This is a genomic window from Runella salmonicolor, assembly GCF_024158025.1.
GTDB classification, from domain to species: Bacteria; Bacteroidota; Bacteroidia; order Cytophagales; family Spirosomataceae; genus Runella; species Runella salmonicolor.
In genome coordinates this window covers 841,961-865,816 of record NZ_JAMZEL010000001.1, presented here as the reverse complement: position 1 = coordinate 865,816, position 23,856 = coordinate 841,961, and the positions used below count along the sequence as shown (strand labels likewise).

Annotated in this window: 17 protein-coding genes; 11 read left to right on the top strand and 6 right to left on the bottom strand. The window is 46.2% G+C overall.

Annotated elements, in window-relative coordinates; genetic code table 11:
- Entirely contained in the window at nucleotides 1–4,347 is a 4,347-nt protein-coding gene (locus tag NCI00_RS03590; RefSeq protein ID WP_253525087.1) for a CusA/CzcA family heavy metal efflux RND transporter, read from the bottom strand.
- 87 nt (nucleotides 4,348–4,434) lie between these two features.
- Nucleotides 4,435–4,731 carry a hypothetical protein gene (locus NCI00_RS03585; protein WP_253525085.1) on the bottom strand — a complete coding sequence of 99 codons (297 nt, stop codon included), beginning with the start codon at nucleotides 4,729–4,731 and terminating at the stop codon, nucleotides 4,435–4,437.
- A 319-nt stretch (nucleotides 4,732–5,050) separates the two neighbouring features.
- Between NCI00_RS03585 and NCI00_RS03580 the strand changes: the two genes are divergently transcribed.
- Entirely contained in the window at nucleotides 5,051–5,569 is a 519-nt protein-coding gene (locus tag NCI00_RS03580; protein ID WP_253525083.1) for a fasciclin domain-containing protein, read from the top strand.
- Between the two features lie 166 nt (nucleotides 5,570–5,735).
- Nucleotides 5,736–6,992, top strand: coding sequence for an aminotransferase class V-fold PLP-dependent enzyme (locus NCI00_RS03575; protein ID WP_253525081.1), 1,257 nt, complete (start codon nucleotides 5,736–5,738; stop codon nucleotides 6,990–6,992).
- A gap of 20 nt (nucleotides 6,993–7,012) precedes the next feature.
- On the opposite strand, the gene NCI00_RS03570 is transcribed toward NCI00_RS03575, so the two are convergent.
- Together NCI00_RS03570 and NCI00_RS03565 are read right to left on the bottom strand one after the other, a co-directional pair.
- Complete coding sequence (locus NCI00_RS03570) at nucleotides 7,013–7,369, bottom strand: hypothetical protein (protein WP_253525079.1); 357 nt, start codon at nucleotides 7,367–7,369, stop codon at nucleotides 7,013–7,015.
- Between the two features lie 70 nt (nucleotides 7,370–7,439).
- Nucleotides 7,440–9,080 (bottom strand): M20/M25/M40 family metallo-hydrolase, encoded by a 1,641-nt coding sequence (locus NCI00_RS03565; RefSeq protein ID WP_253525077.1) that lies wholly within the window; start codon nucleotides 9,078–9,080, stop codon nucleotides 7,440–7,442.
- 204 nt (nucleotides 9,081–9,284) lie between these two features.
- Between NCI00_RS03565 and NCI00_RS03560 the strand changes: the two genes are divergently transcribed.
- The 8 genes from NCI00_RS03560 (at nucleotide 9,285) to NCI00_RS03525 (ending at nucleotide 18,018) form a co-directional block, all read left to right on the top strand.
- On the top strand, nucleotides 9,285–10,619 hold the full coding sequence (locus NCI00_RS03560; protein ID WP_253525075.1) for a DEAD/DEAH box helicase: 1,335 nt from the start codon (nucleotides 9,285–9,287) through the stop codon (nucleotides 10,617–10,619).
- A 62-nt stretch (nucleotides 10,620–10,681) separates the two neighbouring features.
- Nucleotides 10,682–11,452, top strand: coding sequence for a tetratricopeptide repeat protein (locus tag NCI00_RS03555; RefSeq protein ID WP_253525073.1), 771 nt, complete (start codon nucleotides 10,682–10,684; stop codon nucleotides 11,450–11,452).
- A gap of 85 nt (nucleotides 11,453–11,537) precedes the next feature.
- Complete coding sequence (locus NCI00_RS03550; protein WP_253525071.1) at nucleotides 11,538–11,942, top strand: GNAT family N-acetyltransferase; 405 nt, start codon at nucleotides 11,538–11,540, stop codon at nucleotides 11,940–11,942.
- A 331-nt stretch (nucleotides 11,943–12,273) separates the two neighbouring features.
- Complete coding sequence (locus NCI00_RS03545; protein WP_114067032.1) at nucleotides 12,274–13,059, top strand: MlaE family ABC transporter permease; 786 nt, start codon at nucleotides 12,274–12,276, stop codon at nucleotides 13,057–13,059.
- Between the two features lie 14 nt (nucleotides 13,060–13,073).
- Entirely contained in the window at nucleotides 13,074–13,832 is a 759-nt protein-coding gene (locus NCI00_RS03540; RefSeq protein WP_253525070.1) for an ABC transporter ATP-binding protein, read from the top strand.
- 1 nt (nucleotide 13,833) lies between these two features.
- Nucleotides 13,834–14,877, top strand: coding sequence for an MlaD family protein (locus tag NCI00_RS03535; protein WP_253525067.1), 1,044 nt, complete (start codon nucleotides 13,834–13,836; stop codon nucleotides 14,875–14,877).
- A gap of 201 nt (nucleotides 14,878–15,078) precedes the next feature.
- Nucleotides 15,079–15,990: a universal stress protein gene (locus NCI00_RS03530; RefSeq protein ID WP_253525065.1), complete on the top strand. Its 912-nt coding sequence runs from the start codon at nucleotides 15,079–15,081 to the stop codon at nucleotides 15,988–15,990.
- A gap of 99 nt (nucleotides 15,991–16,089) precedes the next feature.
- Nucleotides 16,090–18,018, top strand: coding sequence for a histidinol-phosphatase (locus NCI00_RS03525; protein WP_253525063.1), 1,929 nt, complete (start codon nucleotides 16,090–16,092; stop codon nucleotides 18,016–18,018).
- 141 nt (nucleotides 18,019–18,159) lie between these two features.
- Here the strand turns inward: NCI00_RS03525 and NCI00_RS03520 are convergent, their stop codons facing one another.
- A complete protein-coding gene (locus NCI00_RS03520) occupies nucleotides 18,160–18,987 on the bottom strand; it encodes a DUF2911 domain-containing protein (RefSeq protein ID WP_166557185.1) in 828 nt (275 codons plus the stop codon).
- A 246-nt stretch (nucleotides 18,988–19,233) separates the two neighbouring features.
- Here NCI00_RS03520 and NCI00_RS03515 point away from each other — a divergent pair, with 246 nt between their 5' ends.
- Nucleotides 19,234–21,042 carry a hypothetical protein gene (locus tag NCI00_RS03515; protein ID WP_253525061.1) on the top strand — a complete coding sequence of 603 codons (1,809 nt, stop codon included), beginning with the start codon at nucleotides 19,234–19,236 and terminating at the stop codon, nucleotides 21,040–21,042.
- Between the two features lie 117 nt (nucleotides 21,043–21,159).
- Here the strand turns inward: NCI00_RS03515 and NCI00_RS03510 are convergent, their stop codons facing one another.
- Nucleotides 21,160–23,655: a glutaminase family protein gene (locus NCI00_RS03510; protein WP_253525058.1), complete on the bottom strand. Its 2,496-nt coding sequence runs from the start codon at nucleotides 23,653–23,655 to the stop codon at nucleotides 21,160–21,162.
- Between the last annotated feature and the right edge of the window lie 201 nt (nucleotides 23,656–23,856).

Genomic DNA, 23,856 nt, shown 5'->3' with positions numbered 1-23,856 from the left:
CTATTTGTTGTTGAAATAATTGAGTTGAATAACGGCCTCGTTCAGGTTGCGAACGGCCTCTACGTAGTCGTTTCTCACGGTAGTGGCTTGGTTCACCAATTGCACCCATTCGAGGTAATTGATGTTTCCCGCAAACAACTGCTGGTTGGCCGTAGTCGTAATCAAACGGGCATTGTCCAAGGCCGTGTTTTCAAAATAAGCGACCGTTTGGGCGAATTTATCGTACTGATTCTGAGCCGTTTTGTGCTCTGTGTCCAGCGATTGCAACCCCACCGAATAATTGCTTTCGGCCACGAGTTGCAGCACTTTGGCACTGTTGATTTGGGCTTTTTGTGCCGCCGTAAAAATGGGAATTCCCACCCCCAACTGCACCGACTGGAATCGGTGGATACCCGAATAGGTTTTATTGTCGGCCCCCACGCCCCGAATGCTGCCGTTGTTGTACATCACCGAAAGATTGGGTAGCAATCGTGCCTTTTCGACCTCAACATTAGCGGCGGCGATAGCTTGCTGTTGTTTTAATAATTGCATGAAGGGGTGTTCGCTTAACGACAATTCAGTGGCCGTTCGGGCGAGTTTAAAGTTATTGGCAGAAGGGGTGAAAGTGGTGGAAGTATTGAGCAACAACTGAAACTGTAATTGCAGCATGTCAATATCCTGCAAAAGCTGATTCAGTTGCGTCGTAATTTGTCCCAACTGGGTTTCGGCAGTGGCTTTTTCCAGCACGTTGCTTTCGCCTTTCGACAGACGTAATTCGGCTCTTTTGAAAAAATCGGTGTAAAGCGTGTCGGCAAATTGCAGTAATTGCCGCTTTTGCTGTAAATAAAGTAGCCCGTAAAAAACCTGTGTCACCTGTTTTTTCAACAACCCTTCCCGAACGTTGACCGCCAAAAGGCTTCGTTTCCATTCTTCGTTCAACAGATTTTTTTGGGTGGTATAAACTTTCGGAAAAGTGAACGCCTGCCCGATGCCGATTTTTGAGTCCACGTACGCACTGTTGATCTGTCCGATTTCGGCGGTGGCGGTGGCCTGCGGTAAATTTTTGGCCGTTTTGAGCAATGCCTGTTGATAGGTCGAAATTAGTTTTTCATTTTTTACTAACAGGTTGTTTTTCAGGGCTGTATCAATGGCCGCCTGCAAGGTGATGGGCATTTGAGCTTGTGCAGGTCTTCCCAAAAAAGGAAATGCCAAAAGCAGAAGCGTTGCTGCCGTTGTTATTTTGGAAGATTTAACACCCACTTTTTCAAAAACCATGTACAAAACGGGCAGCACAAACAGCGTTAGAAATGTAGCAATGAGCAGACCGCCAATCACGACCGTGGCCAAGGGGCGCTGCACTTCGGCCCCTGCGCCGTTGCTGATGGCCATGGGCAAAAAGCCCAAAGAGGCCACAAAAGCCGTCATCAAAACGGGACGAAGGCGCACTTTTGTACCGTTCAAAACAATACTTTTTGTATCATTCAACCCACTCGCTTTGAGACGATTAAATTCTGCAATCAGCACAATGCCGTTCAAAACCGCCACGCCAAACAGCGCAATAAATCCTACCCCCGCGCTGATGCTAAACGGCATTCCACGCATCGCCAAAAACAGAATACCGCCAATGGCCGACAGCGGAATAGCCGAGTAAATCAGCAAGCCTTGTTTGACCGAATTGAAGGCAAAAAAGAGCAATAAAAATATCAATATCAACGACACGGGCACGGCAATCATCAGGCGTTCTTTGGCCGCGTTGAGGTTTTCAAATGCCCCGCCGTAGGTCACGTAATAGCCCGCGGGAAAGCGAATTTGTTTATCTACTTTGGCTTGCAACTCGGTCACAATCGTTTGAACATCCCGACCGCGAACGTTGAAGCCCACCACAATTCTACGTTTGGCATCTTCGCGTTGGATTTGATTGGGGCCTTCCTTGATTTGAACATCCGCCAGTTGATACAGCGGAATTTGTGTGCCTTGTGGCGTGGGAATCAACAGGTTTTGAACGGCGGTCACGTCCTTTTTTTGTTCACCGCCGAGGCGCACCACCAAATCAAAGCGTTTTTCACCTTCAAAAACCATTCCGCTGCTTTGCCCCGCAAAAGCCGTATTGACCACCCGGTTGATGTCGGCAATGTTGAGATTGTATTGGGCAATGGCATTTCGGTTGTACTGAATAATGATTTGTGGCATTCCCGATACCGCCTCTACATACAGGTTTTTTGCCCCTTCCACGGTGTTGATGAGACCGCCCAGTTTATGGGCATAAGCCGCCAAGGTATCCAAATCTTCCCCAAAAATCTTACAAACCACATCTTGCCGCGCCCCCGTCATCAACTCATTGAAACGCATCTGAACGGGGTACTGGAAACCTGCCGTTACGCCCGGGATTTCGGCCAAAGCTGTTCCCATTTTTTCGGCCAATTCGTTAAAGGTTTTGGCCGAAGTCCATTCGCTTTTGTCCTTCAAAATCACCATCATATCGCTGGCTTCCATGGGCATGGGGTCGGTCGGGACTTCGCCGCTGCCTATTTTTGTCACCACTTTTTCTACTTCAGGAAAACGGCTTTTGAGAATATGTGCTGCTTTTTGGGTATTGGCAATCGTCGTCGTTAAGTTACTTCCCGTCAGCACCCGTGTGTCCACCGCAAAATCACCTTCTTCGAGGGCTGGAATGAATTCGCCGCCCAGGGTTGAAAAAACAAAAAGTGCAAAAACAAATAGGGAAATGGTGGCGATTAAGACCGTTTTGGGAAAATCAACGACTTTGTTGAGCGCGTTTTGATACGCATTTTCCACCTTAGCCATGAGTCGGTCCGAGAAGTTAAGGTCGTGTTTGATTTTCTTACTCAGAAACACCGAACTCATCATCGGGATGTAGGTAAGCGACAGGATAAACGCCCCCAACAACGCAAACGCCACCGTCTGCGCCATAGGTTTGAACATTTTCCCTTCGATACCTTGCAGGGTAAAAATGGGCAAATACACCACCAAAATGATGATTTGACCAAACACGGCACTGTTCATCATCTTACCCGCTGATTGATTTACCTCGGCATCCATCTGCGGCTGACTGAGTTGCGCAATGCCGCTAAATTTCTTATTGTGAGATAGTTGGTGCATTACGGCTTCGACAATAATTACGGCCCCATCCACAATCAATCCAAAATCCAGCGCCCCTAAGCTCATCAAATTGCCGCTGACGCCGAAGAGGTTCATCATAATAATGGCAAACAACATCGCCAACGGAATCACCGATGCCACCAAAAGCCCTGCTCGGAAATTTCCCAAAAACAGCACCAACACAAAAATGACAATCAACGCCCCTTCCAAGAGGTTTTTTTCTACGGTGCCAATGGCATTATTCACCATTTTGGTTCTGTCCAAAAACGGCTCAATGACCACGCCTTCGGGCAGGGTTTTCTGAATTTGGGCAATGCGCTCTTTTACCAATTTGATGACCTCGCTGCTGTTTGCCCCTTTGAGCATCATCACCACCGCACCCGCTACTTCGCCTTGGTCGTTGTAGGTCATGGCCCCGAAACGAGTCGCAAAGCCGATTTTTACGTCGGCCACGTCGCCGATAAACAGGGGCGTTCCGCCGCTGAGGCTTTTGATGGAAATGTTTTTGATGTCGTCCATGCCACCGACCAAGCCTTCACTACGGATGTACAAAACGGTGGAGGCTTTTTCGATATACGAGCCGCCCGTGTTTTGGTTGTTGTTTTCGAGGGCTTTGAAAACGTCGTTGATGGTAATGTTGTTGGCCTGTAATTTGGCAGGGTCCACCTCGATAGAATACTGTTTGAGTTTTCCGCCAAAACTGCTGACTTCGGCCACGCCTTTTACCCCCAACAGTTGCCGACGCACAATCCAATCCTGAATGGTGCGCAGGTCGGTTTCGTTGTATTTGCCTTCGTAGCCGTCTTTGGGACGCACCACGTATTGATAAATTTCACCCAAACCCGTCGTAACGGGGCCCAATTCAGGCACACCAACACCCTGTGGAATAACGGATTGCACTTTTTGCAAACGCTCGGCTACCTGTTGGCGTGCCCAGTAAATATCGGTTGCGTCGTCAAAAACAATGGTAACAAGCGACAACCCAAATCGGGAAAAACTTCGGATTTCCTGCATTCCCGATATGTTGCTGTTGGCTTGTTCGATGGGAAATGTAACGAGGCGTTCGATGTCGGTAGCCCCAAAAGACGGAGCAATGGTAATGACTTGAACCTGATTGTTGGTAATATCAGGGACGGCGTCGATGGGTAGTTTAGTGACTTCATAAGTGCCGTAGCCGAGGAGGGTTAGGACAAATAGCCCGATGATGAGCTTATTCCTGACGGAAAACTCAATGATTGAATTTAACATAAAAATAGAATTTAAGGAAACAACAGAACACCCTCATCGCACTTGATGAAGGATAAATAAGGAGACATACATCTCAAAAATGTTTCATTAAATGAATCGAGGTGGCTGCCAAATGGTAGAAAGGTGAGCGGCCAAAATGTGTGCAGAGGTGTAATAAGAAGGATTTTCTTCTTTGATAATCGTAATGCTTGGTGATAAAGGCGTAAAAGTTAGAAACAAGTAAAAAGGAACTTGAAACGAACTACAGTTATCGTGTGATTGGAAGGGTAACTGACGGTCTCTGTTGGAGTCTCCATCATCTTTGTGATTAACGGCGTAGTGATGGTGCAGAAATTGAGCGAAAGAGATGGAGGGGTTCTTTTGTTGATGTTCTTGAAAATGCATCACAAGTACTGGCAGTTTCAACAACTGGCTGAATTCTGTTGCTGAAAAGAGGTAGATGATTAACAAAAATCTTGAAATAAGCATTTTCACGGTGCAAAAGTAGCATTTTATAAAGATAGTTTTTGTGCTAACGCCAGAAAATGACTTAAGTCATAATGAGTATAGAGAAGCATATGAGACCGATTTCCTCTCACAGATGCGTTTTCGGGATAATCGTTGGGTAGTATTGCAGAGAAAAATTTAACAAAACAATTGTGCGAACAACCTGTTCATCAGTCGTAGTATCATTTTATACTATTGACAAAACTAAAAACCAACAATGAAATCAGTTAAAAACACCATTTTCGCTTTTGTAGTAAGTCTGATTGCCGTAAGTGCTATGGCGCAGAACAAAAAAGACATCGTTGACATTGCCATTGGCTCAGCTGACCATACCACGCTGGTAGCCGCCGTAAAAGCTGCTGATTTGGTAGCCACATTGAAGGGCGCGGGGCCTTTTACCGTATTTGCACCAACCAACGCGGCATTTGCTAAGTTGCCTGCTGGCACGGTAGAAACCCTGCTGAAGCCTGAAAACAAAGCAACTTTGGCGGGAATTCTTACCTACCACGTAGTAGCTGGAAACCTCGATGCTACCAAAGTAATGGCAGCTATCAAAGAAGGTATGGGAAAAGTCGTATTGACAACCGTAGCAGGCGGTAAATTGACTGCTTCGATTGTGGGTGGAAAAGTGATTTTGACCGACGAAAAAGGCGGAAAAGCAACCGTAACGGCCACTGATTTGAAAGGCAGTAACGGCGTGATTCACGTGATTGATACGGTAGTAATGCCTAAGTAAACAAACACAGACTAACACTCCACATCACTGGGCGACAGGCATGGGTAATTTACCCGTGAATGTCGCCCGTTTTTGTTAGGGTCGGTTTGTGGTGTAATAGGTGTATTTTCGTCTTATTTTTCTATTTTTACCATTGACTCTTTCATCAACGAATTTCTGCTTCCTCATGCTTCTTAACAAACGCCAATTTCTTCAATCGCTGACCGGGCTGGCGGCCTTGCCTTCCATCACCATTGATGCGCTGTTGCCTGCCATTGCTTCCCAAACACCTGAGCAAGTGGCTCAAAACGAGGAATTTTGGTCAGAATTACGAAAAGGTTTTACCGTAACAAAAGACTTTATTCACCTCGAAAATGGCTATTATGTGTTGGCCTCCAATGAGGTTTTGGAATCGTATATTCAGCATATTCGAGACATTAATCCCATTTCGTCTTATTACATGCGGACGCGGCAATTTGATGATAAATTGGCGGTGCGGAAACAATTGGCGGAATTGGTCGGTGCGTCGCACGAAGAAGTGATTATTACCCGAAATACCACTGAGTCATTGGATACCATTATTTCGGGAATCGACTGGAAAGCGGGCGATGAAGTCGTGATGGCGTTACAGGATTACGGTGCCATGTTGGATATGTTCAAACAACAGGCGCGCCGCTATGGCATTGTCAACAAAATCATTTCGGTGCCCAATCACCCCAAATCGGATGAAGAGATTGTGGAACTATACGCGCAGGCCATTACGTCCAAAACTCGCCTGTTGATGGTGTGCCATATCATTAACATTACAGGACAGATTTTACCAGTGCAAAAAATCGCCGACATGGCTCACGCCAAAGGCGTTGAGGTATTGGTAGACGGTGCCCACGCCGTAGGTCATTTTGATTTCAAAATTCCCGACCTGCACTGCGATTATTACGGCAGCAGTCTGCACAAATGGCTGGGGTGTCCGCTGGGCGCGGGTTTGTTGTACGTCAAAAAAGACAAAATCAAGCAGATTTGGCCGCTCATTGGCGAAACAGGCTATGCCGATGACGATATTCGTAAGCTCAATCACACTGGTACGCACCCTGTCCATACAGACTTAGCATTGGCGGATGCCATCAAGTTCCACCAAAAAATCGGTATTCAACGTAAAGAAGCACGGTTACGCTATCTGCAAAGCTACTGGACGGCACAGGTGAGAAACCATCCGGGCATTGTGGTCAATACCCCCGCCGACCCCAAACGCCACGGAGCCATTGCCAACGTGGGCGTGACCAAGCTCAAACCCGCCGACCTCGCCAAAACCCTCATGGAAAAATACAAAATTTGGACCGTCGCCATTGACTACGCCAATGTCCACGGTGTACGCGTAACCCCGCACGTGTTTACCACTACCGAGGAATTGGATACGTTTGTGAAGGTGTTGAAGGAATTGGCGTAAATAAATAATCAGTTGATGAGTCAAATCGGGTCTGAATCAGAAGAATGAAGACCCGACTTAGTCTTGTAATACTGTTTTATAGGATTATGAAATTCATCACTTTCTAAAATGTCTTTTATATTTTGGGTCAAAATCTCGTCAAAGTCTTTGTAGTAAATTTGACATAAAATCGAAAACATCCCTGTCTTCTTATTCCCCATAAATTCTTCAATATCTTCTATTTTAGTATAATGCCTCGGTTGATGAAAGAAACTTATCAACTCTTCAAACGTCTTGTACATTAATAGCAGTTTTTTCAGATTAACCTCTATGGTGAGAGTGTCATCAATAGCCTCTAATCCATATTTAACGTGGTTTTCAATTTCATTCTTTTTCATATCATCTTGATTTTAAAGCCAATATTGTAAAGAAGCAGCCACACTATCTTGTGTACAAATTTTAACAGCCCTACTTCACCTCAAAAAAGTCCCCCTTTTTCCAAGCTGGGCGCGCGGGATTTTGGGCAATCAGATACCCAATCAAAAAATTAAGTTGGGCGTATTTACGGCCTGCCGACCAGTAAAACATGCCTCCATTGAAGTTGTCGGCGGTTTTATGGTACGTGGCTTCTCGCCATTTTTTGACCGATTCTAGCAAATTAAAGTTTGGCAATGAAGTTTTACTACCGTATTTGACGTGCAACGCTGGAATCCCCGCCCGTACGAAACTGTATTGGTCACTGCGCACAAAACGCCCCTCTTTGGGCTCTAAATCGGGCTCAACGCCCAATTTGAGGGCTTTTGCAGCCTGAGCTACCACCGTCGATAAGCTGCTGTGCTCCGCACCTAAGGCCGAAATAGATTCCAACGGGGCAATGATGGTTGGCATATCGGTATTTACATTCGCGACCATCGTCCCTTTGGGTACCGTGGGATGGGCGGCAAAATAAGCCGAGCCGAGCAGCCCCATTTCTTCGGCCGTGACAATCACAAAAAGCACCGACCGCTTGGGCTTTTCCTTCAAATTGGCGTATATCCGCGCCATTTCCAGGCTACACGCCACGCCCGAGGCATTGTCGTGCGCACCGTTATAAATGGAATCCCCGTTGACCGCTTTTCCGATGCCAAGGTGGTCTAAGTGGGCGGTGTGAACCACGTATTCATTTTTAAGTTCGGCGTCGCTGCCTTCTATCTTTCCAATGATATTGTAGCTAGTGAAGTCTTGGTGTTGAGTGGTATAGCTTGATTGAAGGGTGGAGGTAAGAGGCGTGCTCACGTTTTCGCCGCGTTCCATCCGTTGTCCAATTTTTTCAAAATCTAGCCCTTCGGCCTTTAATAGGTCGCTCAACATTTTTACCGAAATAGCTCCCGCAATTTGCAATGGCAATCCACGGTGCGAAATAGAGCCCACCACTTTTCCTTGATTATCCATAGAGGCGGTTTGCCCAGCAGAAATCAGGGTGCTGCTTTGGGCTTTGAATTGTACCGCGCTTGTGGCGTAGTTGCAAGTCAGAATGCCGATTGCTCCGTTTTTTATCGCATATTCTTGGGTGGTGGCGGCGTAGTTGAGGTGTAGCTTTACATTAGCGGCGAGGCTATCGGGCACTTTTTTCATGACCACCACTATTTTTCCCTTTACGTCAATGTTTTCATAGTCCTTAAAACCCATTTCTGGTCTATCAAACCCCGCACCGACAAACACCATCGGGGCTGAAATCTCGACCGAAGTTTTTTCGGGATGCGGAAAAATCAAAAATTCAGTGCCGTAATCTAAGGTTTTTGTCTCGCCAGTTTTCAGGTTCATACGCAATGCTAAACCTTCCTTTTGTAGAATGGACTTCCGCAGAATCACTTTTTGGGTATATCCATTCTCTTCTCCCGCGGGCGGTAGCCCGATGGTTTTGAATTGGTTGATTACATAATCCACCGCAAGTTGGTAGCCTTCTTGCCCTGGCATACGCCCTTTTAATTTATCATCGGCCAAATACGCTACATGGGCTTTGATTTGATTGGAATCAAGTTGATTAAGCGCTTTTTTAAGCTTTCTGTTGATAACTCCTTGTGAATGAACGAATAATGGGAGAAGTATAAAAAGTAACAGTTTTTTCATTTTTTGGTAATTTGTCAGCCTGCAAAAATAGACTATTTGCCGACTAACTCATGAAAATCCCCGCCTTAATGAACCTTCCGGCGGGATAATTTGCTACCCTTAGACTTGGGCTTTACGTACAATTGATGTACTTTGCGTAAGTAGCGAAGCAAAAACCGCCCTTGGCGTAGGCTTCGCAATCAACCATTGATTTATTGAATTCAGATGAATTTTGAAGATTTTAACCTCAATCGCCAACTGCTCAATGCCATTGCCGATGCGGGGTATGAGGTGCCGTCGCCCATTCAGGAACAGGCCATTCCGCTCGTTTTGGAGGGCCACGATGTGCTCGGAATTGCGCAGACTGGAACGGGAAAGACTGCCGCGTATGTATTGCCGCTATTGATGCGCATCAAGTACGCGCAGGGGATGCACCCCCGGGCGCTGATTCTGGCACCAACGCGTGAATTGGTGATGCAGATAGGTAAGGCCCTTGGCGAATTGGCAAAATATACCGACCTGCGGCACATCGCCATTTATGGCGGTTTGGGCCCCAAAACCCAAATTGAAGCTCTGCAAAAAGGTGTGGATATTGTGGTGGCTACGCCGGGGCGTTTCTTGGATTTGTACCTGCGCGGGGAGATTGTGGTGAAGCAGTTGACCACGCTTGTGATGGACGAAGCCGACAAGATGATGGACATGGGCTTCATGCCTCAAATCAACCGAATTTTGGAAGTAATTCCCCGAAAACGTCAAAATTTGCTGTTTTCAGCGACGTTTCCTGAAAAAGTAGAACGACTTTCAGAAAACTTTTTGGAGGGCCCTATTCGCGTGGAAGTGACGCCGCAGGCCACTACTGCCGCACGCGTTGACCAAATCATTTATGAAGTTCCCAATTTTAGAACAAAAATTAACCTGCTCGAATTGTTGGTGCAGAATGCCACAGTTTTTGAACGCGGTATGGTTTTTGTTCGCTCTCGCGAAAATGCCGAAAACATCTATAAATTTCTAAAGCGAAAGGTGGTGACCGAAGATGAAGTACGGGTCATTCACGCCAACAAAGGCCAAAACACGCGAATCAACGCGATGGAGGCTTTTAAAGAAGGAAAAGTGCGGATTTTGATTGCCACCGATGTGGCCGCCCGGGGCATTGATGTAACGCAGGTGAGTCACGTTGTCAACTTTGATGTACCCCTGATTTACGAAGATTATGTACACCGCATTGGGCGTACGGGTCGGGCCAATCAGGAAGGGAATGCCATTACGTTTGTGACCATTGCGGATGATTATCACATTGCTAAAATTGAAAAAATCATCCGAATGACCATCCCCCGCCAGCCTTTGCCTGAAGCGTTGGAAGTGCCAGAAACGCCTTTCGAAGAGCAACAGGCCCTGTTGCGCGAGTTAGACGAGCAGCGACGCAAAGATGACCCAACTTTTAAGGGGGCATTTCATGAAAAGAAAAATAAAAAAGTTGTAAATTCGAAACCTAAAAATGCGAACCCGCAAAAGAGGGCATCCACATCAGCGAAAAATTCTTTTAAGAGACGAAAAAAGTAAATTTGGCATAATAACCCTTTGAAAGCATCGTTTTAGTAAGACGTTCTGATGAGTTGGTAGCGATGAAAAAAATACAGGCATTCAGTTATTTGGTACTCGGATTGTTAATTGTGCTGGAAACTAAGGCACAAACAATGCAGTTTGTTACGAGCAGCCGCCCGGCTGATACCAGTAACAAAGCAACCGGGGCCGCTTCCGAGGCTACAGTGGTGAAAAATCTTCACCTGTTACCCCTGTTTGGCGAAGTTGCCAAAAGTGGCGAGCAAATTGAATTTGAAATTAATTTTCTGAACGATTGTGACCAAAACTTTCCTACACGCAAGGAAGCCAGTGAGTTTTTTTCGGCGCGTGGTTGGGAATATTTGGACGAAGGCGACCTCGATACGGCCTGTTATCGTTTTAATCTGGCCTATTTGCTCAATCCACAAAATGCCGACACTTACTGGGGCTTGGGCGTGGTATGTTTCCAACAGGGTCACATCACCGACGCCGAGCGTATGCTTCGCAAAGGCGTTGACCTTGACTCAACCAACGTAGGGTTGCTGGTTGATTTGGCTACCGTTGATTTGATACATTTTAAAGAAAGTAGCGATAAATGGGAGTTGATGGAGGCCGAACAAATACTCAATCGCGCCATTCGTCTGGATTCCACCTTTGCTACGGCTTACCTCAAAAAGTCGGTGTTGGAATTCCATAAAGGTAATTATGACGCTTCTTGGGACAACTTACACAAAACCCGAGTACTGGATATTGAGCTGCTGGATTATGATTTTATGAAAGAACTCCTCGCCAAAAAATGCGACCCGCTTGGTATTTTTAGTACGCCCAATTAAGGCATTTTATCCCCTCTACCCCCCCCGTCCGACGGTTTTAAACCGTCGGACGGGGGGGACGGCTAGGAAGAATGGCACATTAACAATGATTCGCTCCATCACAGCTGCTGATACGTATTGCCTTCGCCACCAAGTTTTGTGGCCCGACCAACCCCTTGATTTTGTCAAAGTACCCGAAGATGAAAAAGGGCTTCATTTTGGCTATTTTGTCGATTATCAGCTTGTATCGGTGATTTCTCTTTTTGTGGATGACCTCCGCGTAGCCCGCTTCCGAAAATTTGCCACTCACCCTGATTTCCAGCGCCAAGGGCTGGGAAGCGCCCTTCTCGAAATTGTATTTGAACGCGCCATCGAACTTCAGGCGACGCGTATTTGGTGCGATGCTCGGCTCGACGCTAAGCCTTTTTATGAGCGTTTCGGTATGACACAGGAAGGCGATACTTTCTTCAAAGGAAACATTCCTTATGTAAAAATGAACCTCAATTTTTGAGAAGAATACTGGCAATGGTTTCCCCAAATGGGTGCTTACAAGATTGATTATTGCGTTCTTGTTGCTCATTTTGGGGTAATAGACTCTTTTTTTTGCCATGTATAAGGCTTCTGGGAATTTTTTTCTACAATTTACTGTGGAATACTTTTTTTGATAATTTGCCATACATATACTTGTACGTCTTTCGTCCCCGTTTAAGTGGTTTTGGCCAAAAGGGTAATTTTTGGTGGATTGCCTGAATGTCAATGGGTTGAAAAAAAATGATTAACGGGAGGGCTCGTACAGCTCCAACTGCGACAACGATTAACCAGTGCGTGCGCACTTAATAATGATGAACAGCGAATCTGCGAAACATGTCTTCTCCGAAAAAGTGGATGATTGGTTAATGGGTTTTTATGACGCCTTCGAGTTTGTAAAGTTGGTTTTTAGAGAGGCATTTTCTGGGGGCTTTGAGTTTACCGAATTTGTTCGGCAATGTTATTCTATCGGTCTCAAGTCCCTGCCGTTGATTTCGTTGACGGGATTTGTTACGGGATACGTTTTTACCAAACAATCACGTCCTTCGCTGATGGAATTTGGCGCTACTTCGTGGTTGCCGTCGTTGGTGACCATCGCCATCGTGCGGGCGTTGGCACCGCTGGTTACGTCGCTGATTTGCTCGGGAAAAATAGGATCGGGCATTGGCGCGGAGCTGGGTTCGATGAAAGTGACCGAGCAAATAGACGCCATGGAAGTGTCAGCGGTCAATCCGATTCGTTTTTTGGTGGTTACGCGCGTGGCAGCAGCCACCATTACTATTCCCATTTTATCTTTTTACTGCGCGTTGGTGGCGTTGGCGGGTGCTTTTCTCAACGTGACGGTCAACGAAGAAACCAACGTACTGGCCTTTCTGGAGCATGGATTCGACAGTATCGTTTTCTTGGATATAATTACGGCGGTGGTTAAAGCTACCTCTTTTGGGTTTACCATCGGCATGATTGGTTGCTACAAAGGTTTCAATGCCACCAATGGCACCCAAGGGGTAGGACAAGCCGCCAATTCGTCGGTGGTCTTATCCATGTTTCTGATTTTTATTGAAGAATTATTTATTGTTCAAGTAGCTAATTGGTTTCGCTAAATCCGCACGCAATCATGGAGAAAACGATTGAGATAAAGAATTTATATAAATCGTTCGGGAGTCTGCACGTATTGTCGGGGGTAGATCTGGATGTGCATGAAAATGAAAATGTAGTGGTATTGGGGCGGTCAGGAACGGGAAAGTCGGTATTGATTAAAATCATTGCGGGGCTACTCACTCCCGACCGTGGAGAAGTAAAAGTATTTGGGCAATCGGTTGCTGATTTGACAGCTAAAGAACTCAATGAGTTGCGGTTGAAGATTGGTTTTTCGTTTCAGAGTAGTGCGTTGTACGACAGCATGACGGTGCGGGAAAACTTGGAGTTTCCACTGGTCAGAAATCTAAAAAACATGACCCGCAAAGAAATAGACAAAGCCGTTGATGAGGTCATCGAAGCCGTAGGGTTGAAAAAAACGTTGGACCAAATGCCGTCGCAACTTTCGGGTGGGCAGCGCAAACGGATTGGAATAGCCCGTACCCTCATCATGAACCCGAAGATAATGCTCTACGATGAGCCAACCGCGGGCCTCGACCCCATTACGTGCCAAGAAATCAATGATTTAATGAATCAGGTAAAAGAAAAATACCGTACTAGTTCCATCATCATCACGCACGATTTAACCTGCGCCAAAGAAACGGGTGACCGGGTGGCGATTTTGTTTGATGGCAAGTTTGCGTATCAAGGCACGTTTGAGGAAGTTTTCGGCAATCCCGACCCCCGCATTCGTAGTTTTTATGATTACAATTTTATCGAACCAAAACTTCAGAATTAATATGAAATCAACGTCAAGGTCGGAAAGCTATAAAGTAAAAGTGGGCATTTTTGTGGTACTTGGGATTATGATTCTGGTCGCGGGGATTCTTATGGTGGGCACTTTGCGCAAAACCTTCGTGAGTAAAATCGACGCCTATGCTATCTTAGACGACGTAAATGGCCTTACCAAAGGCAGTAATGTGTGGTTTTCGGGTGTCAAGGTCGGCACCGTGAAGCACGTTGCTTTCGTCGAAAATTCCAAAGTAAAAGTGACTTTCGGTATTGAAGAATCTTCCCAAAAATTTATCAAAAAAGACGCCAACGTAAAAGTCAGTACCGACGGTTTGATTGGCAACACCATCATTGTGATTTCGGGTGGTTCGCCAGAAGCCGAAATCGTGGAAGACGGGTATCAATTTAGGGTTCTAAAAGAGGATTCTCAACAGGATATGCTGAAAACATTGCAGGAGAATAACAAAAATTTACTGGCCATTACGGCTGATTTCAAAGAATTGGTTCGTGGCATCAAAGGCGGAGAAGGTACAGTCGGGAAGTTGTTGACCAAAGATGATTTATACCAAAAATTAAATTCAACCCTCACGGGATTGGAAGCCGCCACGCTCAACGCCAAGGCCACGACGGTGTCGTTGGCGCAGTTTTCCAAAAACTTGAACACGCAGGGTAATTTTGTTAATGACTTGCTGACCGACAAACAGATGTACGGCGATTTGAAACAAACGGTCAGTACGTTGGGAGAAACCTCGCGAAACTTGAAGGAAACCTCCACTTCAGCCAAGAGTATGGTGGCCGATTTGCAGCAGACAACCCATAAAATTGCCAATGATAAAACCAGTACTTTGGGAGTACTTTTGCACGACCCCAAAACGGCCAATAACGTAAGAAATACGCTAAAAAATCTGGAAAGCAGTTCGGCCAAATTGGACGAAAATATGGAGGCGTTGCAACATAACATACTGCTTAGAAGGTATTTCCGCAAGAAAGAGAAAGAGGAAGTCAAGGCTGATACCTCCACCCAAGTGACAACCCTCGAAAAAATGCCTTGATTCCTGAGAGGTTCTTAATTTTAGTTAAGGTAGCTTACAAATTGGGCTAGTTTAGCGCTTTTCTTATGTACTTCTAATCCTGCATTAAGCCCCCGTTAAGGTTGAGGTTAGAGCTTTGTTGTGTCATTCTGAAAGAAATAGTTTTAAAAGTTTCTCGAAAGACACCAAAGTTCAAACCTGGCCACCTTAAACATATTAATCATGGAAAGTACCCTAATTAAGAAAATAACCGTACCCGTCGATTACAGTGAAACCTCCCGCAATGCGCTTGCCTTGGCATTGGAAATAAGCCGCCAGCACCAAGCCTCCCTTCATTTGCTGTATGTGGTGGAGCAATATCAATGCATATCTATTTCCGAAAACGGGTTAATAATTGATTTTTCCAAGGAGTCTATCAAAGCCGCTGAGCTTAAAAGGTTACAAAAGTTAGCTAACGAATTGATTGATGGCCAGACTGCTTACGTGGTTGAATGTCGTATCGCCAATGACCTGTCGACGGCCGTCGTTGAGGCGGCGCTTGAACACGAAAGTGATTTGATTGTAATGGGTACACAGGTAACATCAGGGTTTGTGTCGCATTTTGTCGGTTCAGTGGCCTATGATGTTGTCAAAACAGCGCCCTGTCCAGTACTTACCGTTCCGAATCATCGAGCATGGACGGTATTCAAAAAGATTTTGTTTCCCGTTCGGCCAGTGGCTACGGCGCTAGAAAAGTATGATTTAGCCAAGGAAATGATTAGGCATAATAAGGCTGAGATGACAGTTTTAGGTCTATATAATGAAGACACACCGCAGCTTTCTGACGCTCTTACCGAGATGCTCTCCAAGTTGGAAATTCAACTTAAATACGACCGAATTAGGGCTAGTATTGAGTTGGCAGATACGGAAGAAGGTGCCGAACTTGTCTTGTTCAAATCCCGTCAGCTAGACGTCGACTTGATTATAATAACGGCTGATGAGAGTGAAACAAGCGGAAGTTTTTTTGAGAGTCCCTATACAGAACAAATTATAAACCAGTCAAAAGTTCCTGTTTTGTCTATCAGACCTGCGCCCGTTAGGGTGGTTCAGATGCAGCCAATTGGCGCAATACCAGCATTTTCGGTTGTGGCATAAATTCAGGACGATAAGATAGTCTCTTCGGTGGGAGAGAAGGTAGTATTAGAAATTCACGGTGGATGCCTTATCCTACTGAACTCAAATCGCTCACCCAACATGAGATTATTTTCCTTTTTTTTACTGCTTATTTCACTTTCCTCTGCTTATGCCCAAAACTGGTACAAAGGCAATCTGCACACGCATTCGCTCTGGAGTGACGGCGATGATTATCCCGAAATGATTATGGATTGGTATAAAGCCAACGGTTATAATTTTGTCGGGTTATCAGACCATAATACGTTTCAGGAAGGAGAAAAATGGGTCAATGTTCCGCGTGTGCCCGAGCGTCGGCGTACATTTGAGCGTTACTTACGCACGTTTGGGCCTGATTGGGTCACGTATAAAAAAGGGCCTAACGATTCACTGAAAGTACGCCTGAAAAACTTGCAGGAATACCGCAGTTATTTTGATGACCCAGGTAAGTTTCTCATTATCAAAAGCGAAGAGGTTTCAACAAGCTACGACAGCAAGCCGATTCACATCAACATGACCAACGTGCAAAACCTCATTCGTCCGCAGCGAGGCAACAGCGTAGCCGAGGTAATGCAAAACAATATTGACATGGTGGTAGCGCAGCGCCGCCAAACGGGACAGCCCATGTTTCCGCACATCAATCACCCCAATTTTTACTATGCTATCACCGCGCAGGACCTGATGCAACTACGGTACGAGCGTTTCTTTGAAGTTTTTAATGGCCACCCGATGGTCAATAATTACGGTGACGACAAGCGCGATGGCACCGAGGTGATGTGGGATAAAATCAATGTGCATTTTGTGCAGCAGGGGCGCCCGCTTATGTACGGTTTGGCCACCGACGACAGCCACAACTATCAGTTTTTTGGCTTAGAATACAGCAACACTGGCCGTGGTTGGGTCATGGTCAATGCCGCCGATTTGTCGCCGCGCTCCCTGATTGAGTCGCTGGAAGCGGGGCGGTTTTATGCCACGTCGGGCGTAGAATTGGAGAAACTTGTTCAAACACCGTCCAGTATTTCTTTTAAGATTAAAGCGGAGCCTAGTGTCAATTATACCATTCAATGGATTGGATTGAAGAAGGGCAAAGAAAAGACGGAAATTTTTAAAGAAATCAAAGCTAGTGAAGCGAGCTATACCTTGGCCGAAGATGATTTGATGGTGCGGGCCAAAATTATTTCCAATAAACCAAAATACAATCCGTTTAGTGCGGGAGACGTAGAAACGGCTTGGATTCAGCCCATTGCAAAGCTCCAAACCCCGCCCGTAAAACCCGGCGTAGTGCCGCTTCCCAACGCCCACGCGCACAACGATTACGAGCAATCGCGGCCGTTGTGGGATGCGCTAGACCAAGGATTTACGAGTGTAGAAGCCGACGTCTATTTAATCAACGACACGCTGTTTGTGGCGCACGAGCGCCCGACCTTCAACAATCCTGCGCATACCTTGGAAAATTTATACTTAAAGCCATTGGCTGAGCGCATTGCCCAAAACGGAAATCAAGTTTATGCGGGCTATAAAGGCCCCGTTTATCTTATGATTGACTTCAAAACCGAAGCCGAAAGTACCTACAAAGCCTTAGACAAATTGCTCCAAAATTATCGTTCTATTCTTACTTCTTATAAAGGCAACAGCCCTAAAGCGGGAGCTGTAACGTTGTTTATTTCGGGTAATCGCCCCATTGAAACATTGAAAAAATCAAAAGAGCGATTGGCGTCATTGGATGGGCGACCTGCTGATTTGGGTAAGAAACTGAGCGCTCAATTGATGCCCGTGGTGAGTGATAATTACGCAAACCATCTTTCGTGGCGTGGCAAGGGCGAAATGCCCGAAGAGCAGTTTCAAAAATTGAGTCAATTGGTAAAAAAGGTACACGCCGAAGGCAAAAAACTCCGTCTCTGGGCTTGCCCCGAAGACCCGGTCGTGTGGAAAAAACTCCGCGCAGCAGGCGCTGATTTTCTCAGTACTGACCAACTAGAATTGGTGAAAGAGTTTTTGTTGATGAAGCCTTGAAGGTTTTGGTTATTTAATCATCGCGGACTTTGCCGCCATGGCTCTTACAAAATATAAAAAAGGGTAGCCCATAGAGGAATATAGAAAAGCCCTTCCCAATTATTGGGAAGGGCTTTTCTATATTCATTGACGAATTTTAAATTATAATCCCGCAATCAGCTTTTGGTTAAGAACCACGTAATCGTCGTTTTTGGCTTGTTTAGCCATTTCCATCGACTTCATGGCGGTGGCTTTTGCGCCTGCTTTGTCGCCCGCTTTAGCCTGTACTTTGGCTTTCAGGTGCATTACCCAATACGCCGTAGGTTGTGCTTCAACGGCTTTGTTGGCCCATTCCAGCGCTTTGTTGATGTCTTTGCCGTTGTCAAAATAATAGCTGGCGGCTTGGAAATACGGGCGGCTATCTACGGTCATGGCGGTGTTGATTTGTGCCATGATTTTAGCGTCAATATCAGCCACTACAGGTATCTGTACGGCGGTATTTTCCCACAGGATTTGAATGTCGGCCGAAGAGGCGGTGAGGTTACCCAAAATGATGGTAAAATTCTCAATCATCATCGGTAATTGCATCGACTCTACTTTAAAGCGAGCTACATCATCTTCAGTTTTATAGCCCGTTAAACCACTGTTGTTGGCACCTTTGTTGATGATAATTTCCCATTCGTTGGCAGTCGGTACGGAATAGATAGCGTACGAACCTGCTTTTACGGGCACTCCACCCACTTTTACGTCTTCTCCGAAGGTCACTTTGGTGGCGGCGTTGGCACCTGTTCTCCAGATTTTACCAAAAGGCACCAAATCACCAAAAATTTTACGGCCTTTTGCGGCGGGGCGAGAATAAGTGATTTCGATGGAAGAAAGCGCAAAGTCCTGCTTGAGGGTTTGGGTTGGACTGGGAGCGGGTGTCTTGATTCCCTGGGCCGATGCGCCTACTGAAAATAGGACAAAAAGAAGTACAACAACTTTTTTCATTTGATTTTTGAGGGTTTTGTTTTGATAAGTAATGTGCGTAGTCTATCGACTGTTGGCAGAAGTGTAAACTCAATTATCAGCCAAATAATTCAAAAAAATGAAGTTAAAGTGAAGCATTTGCGTGAATAACGCAAGTGAGTACTGATTTATATCATCATTTTCATGCGGAGAAATGTCGATTTTTGAAAGGTTGGGAATGAGTTTATATCCCTTCGTCGAATCATTTATTAAAACACTGTTTTCCACATGTCAACACAACATACATTTCATATTCCCGTCATGGGGCTGGGATTTACGATGGAATCGCCCATTAAAGTGGCGAGATTTGGGATTTCGTCGGTTATTTCTATCATTGAAGACGAACTGATGGAACGCCTCCGCGAGTTGTACAGCCCATGGGTAAATGAGACTTTTGTTCCGATCACTGAGCAGGTGGAGGATTGGCGCGCAAAACGAATTCAGGCCTATCTCAATCTGGTCAACAGGATTGTGACGCAACAGGTAGAAAAACTCCGAAATCTGCCGTTTGTGATGGGGACCGAAATTGTAAAATACTTCGAACTCCTCCCCGACGATTCTTCGGTCAAGGCGCTTTATCAAAACATGATGTCGTTGGAGGAAGGCGAAGCCAAAGCACAGTTGCAAGAAAAACTACGGGGAGAAATCAAACCGGGGGCGATTGATGTCAACATCATGGCGAAGGTAGACCGAAATAATTACACCAAAGAAGGAGAAATGTTGCCCAAAGAGTTTTCGGACGCCCTTTCCAGTTTAAGGGGGTTCGCCCAAAGTGATTTGGAATCTTCAGTGGTTTTCTCGGCGGGATACAACCCGCGTTTGTACGCATATATTGACACTTTCAGTGACTTTTTCCCCGATGAAAAAGGCTACCTAAAAAAGAAGATTGTATTGAAAGTAAGCGATTATCGCTCGGCTTTGACCCAAGGCAAAATATTGGCTAAGAAGGGTTTGTGGGTGTCAGAATTCAGAATTGAATCGGGATTGAACTGCGGCGGCCACGCGTTTGCGACCGATGGCTTGTTGTTGGGGCCAATCATGGAGGAATTTAAAGCCAATCGAGAAGCATTGGCCGCGGAGCTGTGGACGATGTGCAACCAAGCCTTAACGGCCAAAGGCGTACCTACGTTTGAAACCCAACCCGTGTTACGTGTCACGGTGCAGGGAGGGATCGGTACGGCCAACGAAAATGCTTTTTTGCTCGACTATTATCAGGCCGATGCCACGGGTTGGGGCAGTCCATTTTTGTTGGTGCCCGAAGCCACGAGTGTCGACGAAAACACGCTTCAAGCACTGGCTACCGCCAAGCCTGATGATTATTATTTGAGTCATGCCTCGCCGCTGGGGATTCCGTTCAATAATTTTCGGAAAAGTACCGCCCAACATCAGTTGGCGGCACGTATTGCCAAAAACCGCCCTGGAAGTCCTTGCTATAAAAAGTTTTTGGTGGCCAATACCGAGTTTACCGAGATTCCGATTTGTGCGGCTTCGCGCCAATACCAACATCTGAAAATCAATCAGTTGAAAGAACAAAACCTTCCGTCCGAAGCCTATGAGGCGCAGTTGGCTGAAGTAACGGAAAAGGATTGCCTTTGCGAAGGACTGGGCGCGTCGGCGCTGTTGAGTGAAGGGCTCAAACCGGCGCACAACCTCAACGCAGTGACGATTTGTCCGGGTCCCAATTTGGCGTATTTCTCGGGGGTGTTTACGTTGCAGCAGATGGTTGACCACATTTATGGTCGCCTGAATTTGCTCAACTCCGTGAAGCGTTCCAACCTGTTTGTGAATGAATTAAGAATGTACGTAAAATACTTTGATGATGAGTTGAAGAAAAGTGCGGACAATCTAACCACCAAGAAGGTACGCTATCTGCAACTATTTCAAAACAATCTTTTGCAAGGCGTTGCTTACTACAAAGAACTCATTCCCTCACTGAAAAACGAAGCGGAACGCTATCTGGAAGAGATGAAGGAGGAGTTAAATCAGTTTGAAAACACGATAAGAAATAAGACGGTGCCCGTTCCAGTAAGTGCCTAAACGTAGGATATTTTTTTAGTGGGTTTAATTGTTTCTAGTGGTCAGCAAGTTTTGCTGACCACTTTTTTGTTTAAAACTGTAGAAAAAAGCTGTGTCTACACAGCCCCAAAGATTAGTTTACTTCTTCTGCTTCTTAGCCAGTTTTTCTTCTAACACTTTCATATAATATCCTCCCACGACCGAGCGGGCGGTAAAACCTACACGCTTGGCGTTGGGGGTTTCGTGCCAATCGGTAAGAGGTGTTCGGGGTTGGGTTTCGTTGGCAAACTTCCACACCGGCTGCATCAGGGATTGAAAATCAGCAGGCGATTGCGCCAGTACGGCCGTCCACAAAATCCAGTCGGATTTGGTATAGGTCTTGCGACTGTCGAGCGGTAGGCCGTAGGGTTGCTGTATTTTGAGGTAATATTTGATTTCTTTCTCCGCTACCGATGGCGGGAAAACGTTAAATTTCAACAGCTTGTCCCAAACTAAATTGTACTTCTGTGACCATGTATTGCCCTTGTCGAACGTCAAGGCGTAGTGGTCGCCCACATCGGCCATCGTTTGCCAACGGGTGGCTAGGCTGCGGGCCAAGTCGAGGTATTTCTTGCCAGTAGCCGCGTCTCCGATTTTCTGAGCAAGCTGTCCGTAAGCGGCAATCCCCAAAATAGCTTTGATGGAAAGGTTGGCATTACGGGCCAAATGTCCCGCAAAATCGTCGGTACAAAGCTGATTGGCGGGGTCGAAACCATCCCTTTCTAGAAATTCCACCCAAGTAGAGAGCGTTTTCCAATGTTGTTTGGCAAAATCTGCGTTCCCTTCGGCGGCGGCGACGGCGGCCGTGAGCAGGAGCATATTGCCACCTTCTTCCACGGGCATGTCTTCGGGGTAAGTTTGTCCGTTGGCTAGTGGATAGGTTCCTACGTCGTGTGCGGGGAAGGGTTTGGTCCATTGGCCGCTTTCGCTGTAATCAAAGATGGGGCGCAACATTCCTTTCATCAACTCGATATTGTACGCCAAAAACAACGGAGCCGAGGGATAAGTCACATCTACGGTGCCGATAGAGCCGTTGGAGAAGTTTTCTTTTGAGAAAAACAGCAGCTCCCCGTTGGGTTTGGCCACTATTTTGTGGGCGGCGATGGCTTGACGATAGGCTAGGTTACAAAGTTCAACGTATTGTTTGCCGCCCACTTTGAAGGCGTCGTTTTCAATGGTTTTATCGAATGCGGCACATTTTATTTGAATAGCGGGGTACTCTTTTTCGGCCAGTGTCAAGAGTTGTTCGATGGTCACTTTACCCGTCCGATTCCACCACGGGCGCAAGTTTGTGCCAAAATACTGAACCGAGTATACGTCATCGTATGCTACGAGCAAATGACTTGTTTTAAGCGTGTTTTCTACTTTTCCAACGTTAACAACCGCGCTTATGGCCATGTCGGCAGCCGTACCCGCAGCAACCGCCGTCGATGAGGTTTGATTGCTAACAAAGTTTTCTTTCAACGTCCTAAATGCACCGCTTGCGAGTTGGGTTTGGGCGTTTTGAGGAACCGCTAAGTAGGCATAGCCCCAGTCAATGCGTAAATCATCACCTTTTTTCTTGAGCAACGGTTGCTCTTTGGTTCCGATAGACAGCCAGTCTAGGTTGGTTGCTTTACCGTTGCTGGTCACTACTTCTTGATTGGGTAAGTTGGTAGCAACGGTGCCCGCTATTCCCGTAAATAATTGTACATCGTGGGGTTTGGCGTCGTTGGATTGAACCGAATAAGTGATGTAGCTGACGGGCCGCGCGGTAACTTCAAGGTCGTTCAATAAAAGAGGAGACAAAAAGCTGACCGTCAGATTTATACCTCCCGCCCTGAAGCTATACGTTGTTTTGGTGGCGGTAAGTTCGGCCTTGGTTTGCTCGGCCAACGGAAGCGGCTCGGCTTTAATTTCTTGGGCAAGGCCTGCGTCAATAAAGGCATTTCCGCTGGTGTGCAACGCATAGATTGTTAACAGATTTTGCCCCTTTTTCAATGTTTGCAATGCTTTGGCAGGAATGCGGTACGGCCGATAATCTTCGGCTACACTGTGGTGTTCAAAGAGGGGAATCCCGTTGAGAAATACTTCCACTTCGTCGTTGTAAGCCAGCATAAGTCGAAGGGCGCTTGGGTCGGTTTGGCCGTCCCAATCAAACGTGCGCCGAATCCAAACCCCGCCTTTGGTCCAAGAAAGGTGGCTGCGGTCGGTGTGTGAACCAAACGGAAGCCGCCCCGTTTGCCATTTAGATTCGTCAAAATTGCTTTCTTTCCAGCTTTCGCTGGGCTTCTCAAAGGTATATCTGACCGAAACGTTGGCGTCGGCTCCCGTAGGTAAGACTGATTTATACTGGATGGGCGTTGCACCCATAAATTGATAGGCTTTGCCATCCACGCGCACAATTCCTTCTATTGACTGCGGCTTGCTTGTCCAGTGCGTGGTAGCCACATCCGTCAGGCGGTCGCCCTCCGACCAAATGCTGAAATAAGGGTCGTGGGTAATGAGTGGGTAGGCTGGTGGGCGGAGGGTTTGGGCTTGGAGGGTGAGGGAGAAAAGCGCAATGAGGCAGAGCGAATAGCCAAATGCGGCATTAGCATAAATTCGTTGTTGCATGGGTTTTGGGTTGCTTTTTGGATTCTTAAGATATGGCGTTAGATTATAAAAACATTTGTTTGATGGTTATACTCAATTTAAAATGAGCGGCCTTTATAGTAGTGCTAAGATTTTGCGAGCATCTTGGAGTAAATAATGATACGCAACCCAGAAAATCGTAAATCAAGTCTTCAATTTTCATGGTTGTGTTCTAAAGAAATG

Excerpts from the sequence above, each read along its gene's own strand:
- NCI00_RS03590 (WP_253525087.1), bottom strand. The coding sequence starts at position 4,347 with ATGTTAAATTCAATCATTGAGTTTTCCGTCAGGAATAAGCTCATCATC.
- NCI00_RS03585 (WP_253525085.1), bottom strand. The coding sequence starts at position 4,731 with ATGCATTTTCAAGAACATCAACAAAAGAACCCCTCCATCTCTTTCGCT.
- NCI00_RS03580 (WP_253525083.1), top strand. The coding sequence starts at position 5,051 with ATGAAATCAGTTAAAAACACCATTTTCGCTTTTGTAGTAAGTCTGATT.
- NCI00_RS03575 (WP_253525081.1), top strand. The coding sequence starts at position 5,736 with ATGCTTCTTAACAAACGCCAATTTCTTCAATCGCTGACCGGGCTGGCG.
- NCI00_RS03570 (WP_253525079.1), bottom strand. The coding sequence starts at position 7,369 with ATGAAAAAGAATGAAATTGAAAACCACGTTAAATATGGATTAGAGGCT.
- NCI00_RS03565 (WP_253525077.1), bottom strand. The coding sequence starts at position 9,080 with ATGAAAAAACTGTTACTTTTTATACTTCTCCCATTATTCGTTCATTCA.
- NCI00_RS03560 (WP_253525075.1), top strand. The coding sequence starts at position 9,285 with ATGAATTTTGAAGATTTTAACCTCAATCGCCAACTGCTCAATGCCATT.
- NCI00_RS03555 (WP_253525073.1), top strand. The coding sequence starts at position 10,682 with ATGAAAAAAATACAGGCATTCAGTTATTTGGTACTCGGATTGTTAATT.
- NCI00_RS03550 (WP_253525071.1), top strand. The coding sequence starts at position 11,538 with ATGATTCGCTCCATCACAGCTGCTGATACGTATTGCCTTCGCCACCAA.
- NCI00_RS03545 (WP_114067032.1), top strand. The coding sequence starts at position 12,274 with ATGAACAGCGAATCTGCGAAACATGTCTTCTCCGAAAAAGTGGATGAT.
- NCI00_RS03540 (WP_253525070.1), top strand. The coding sequence starts at position 13,074 with ATGGAGAAAACGATTGAGATAAAGAATTTATATAAATCGTTCGGGAGT.
- NCI00_RS03535 (WP_253525067.1), top strand. The coding sequence starts at position 13,834 with ATGAAATCAACGTCAAGGTCGGAAAGCTATAAAGTAAAAGTGGGCATT.
- NCI00_RS03530 (WP_253525065.1), top strand. The coding sequence starts at position 15,079 with ATGGAAAGTACCCTAATTAAGAAAATAACCGTACCCGTCGATTACAGT.
- NCI00_RS03525 (WP_253525063.1), top strand. The coding sequence starts at position 16,090 with ATGAGATTATTTTCCTTTTTTTTACTGCTTATTTCACTTTCCTCTGCT.
- NCI00_RS03520 (WP_166557185.1), bottom strand. The coding sequence starts at position 18,987 with ATGAAAAAAGTTGTTGTACTTCTTTTTGTCCTATTTTCAGTAGGCGCA.
- NCI00_RS03515 (WP_253525061.1), top strand. The coding sequence starts at position 19,234 with ATGTCAACACAACATACATTTCATATTCCCGTCATGGGGCTGGGATTT.
- NCI00_RS03510 (WP_253525058.1), bottom strand. The coding sequence starts at position 23,655 with ATGCAACAACGAATTTATGCTAATGCCGCATTTGGCTATTCGCTCTGC.